General features: G+C 63.1%; 2 protein-coding genes. Both read right to left on the reverse strand.

Features of this window, described 5'->3' with window-relative positions:
- Positions 1-545 (reverse strand): alpha/beta hydrolase (locus tag AC16XC_RS07685; protein ID WP_484034061.1); only part of this gene is annotated, 545 nt, incomplete at its 3' end.
- 4 nt (positions 546-549) lie between these two features.
- Complete coding sequence (locus tag AC16XC_RS07690) at positions 550-1,563, reverse strand: alpha/beta hydrolase (RefSeq protein ID WP_484034062.1); 1,014 nt, start codon at positions 1,561-1,563, stop codon at positions 550-552.
- Positions 1,564-1,779 lie beyond the last annotated feature (216 nt).

Genomic DNA, 1,779 nt, shown 5'->3' on the forward strand with positions numbered 1-1,779 from the left:
GGATGGCGCATGCCGATCTGCCACGTGCCGTAGCCGCCCATCGAATGGCCGACCAGCGCGCGCCCTTCGCGCCTGGCGATGGTACGGTAATGGGCATCCATATAGGCGACCAAATCATGCGCGATGAAGCGGGTAAAATCGCCGGTCGTGACCGAAGGCGAATACATCGAGCCGCCGAGCCGCGTCAGGCTGTCGGGCACCACGACGATGAATTCGCGGCCCTGCGCGGCATTGTTGGCCACCGCTTCGGGGACGCGCATGAAATTGTAGAAATTCTCGCCGTCGATCGCGAAACCATGGAGGTAATAGACCACCGGGTAGCGGCGCTCGGGGCTCGACGCATAGCTCGGCGGGAGCACCACCATTGCGTGGCGGGTGGTGTCGTTGCCCTCGAGATTGCCTTCGAGCGAGGGCCCGGGGACCATCACTTTGGCGACCGCGATGCCTTCGGGGACCGTCGGCGACGGCGCGGTGATGTTCTGCTGCGCGACGGCGGGCGATGCCATCAGCACGAGCGCGGCCATTGCCGCCATTAGAAATCGCATGGGTCTAGTCCTTGTCGAGATGCTGGCCGAAGAAGGGCAATACGTGGCTCCTGATCCGGTCCTTGATGCGGTTGCCGTGATCGCCTTCATAGACTTCCCAGCCGAACGGAATGCCGAACCGTTCGAGCTCGGCCTTCATGGCGAGATTGCCCTGCATCAGGAAATCCTGGTCGCCTATGTCGAGCTGGATCGCTTCGTAGGATTTGAGCGCCGGGACATATTGCGAGAGCATCACGACCGGCGCATTGGCCGCGAAGCGGGCTTCGACCAGCGGGTCGATCGTGCCGTCTTCCTTGAGGCCGGTATACCAGTAATGCGGCGGGTTGGAGGGATCGGGCGACCAGGTCGAATAGGTCGAGATCGGCGCAAGCTCGCCAAATCCGGCATTCGCCATTTCTTCCGCCGACATCGCCTCGACCCTGGCCGCGGCCTCGGCACTGGGCGGCTGCGGGGTGAGGCAGCACGAGCTCATCGCATAGATGCTCGAAAAGGTGTCGGGATATTTCATCGCCAGCCGCAAGGTGCCGTAGCCGCCCATCGAATGGCCCGACAGGCCGCGCGAATCCCGCTCGGGAATCGTGCGGTAATTGGCATCGACCCATTTGACGAGGTCCTCGCCGACGAAGCCCTCGTAATTGCCGGTCGTCACCGAGTTGGAATAGAACCCGCCGCGATATTTGCTGAAGCCGTCGGGGATCACCATGATCACCTCGTTGCCGGCTGCTGCGGCTTCGTCGACCGCTTCCTCGAACGCCATCATGTCCTGGTACATCTGCGGCGTGGCAAAGTAGCCGTGCAGGAAATAGACCGTCGGGTAATGCCTGGTCGGGTTCTCGTCATAGCCCGGCGGGGTGACGACAAACGCGCCGCGCTCGGCCGGATTGCCCTCCAGGTTTCCTTCCATCGCGCGGGAATGAAATGTCTTCCACTCGATCCGCGCCTGCTCCTGTGCCGCTGCCGGCACTGCCGCCAACGCCATTGCCGCAAGGCCGATCACGGCCAGCGCTCTTCCAATCATCGGATACCTCTCCTGGACTGTTTTGCCCGCAATAAGCGGGTGAAGCCGCCCTTGTCACGGACATTGTCAGACATGGCGCGGAGCGAACCCTGCCCCGTCCGGCCAGACTGGATGGGTGAGACCCATCACCTTGAACAGCGCACCCATCTGCTCGTCGCCGGCGAGCCGGTCCTTCGCCGCCATGATCTCGTCGCGGTGTTGCGGGGCAAAGGTGGC

Source organism: Candidatus Andeanibacterium sp., assembly GCF_057143545.1.

Bases quoted from the DNA above. Each gene is read 5' to 3' on its own strand.
- AC16XC_RS07690 (WP_484034062.1), bottom strand. From the start codon at position 1,563: ATGATTGGAAGAGCGCTGGCCGTGATCGGCCTTGCGGCAATGGCGTTG.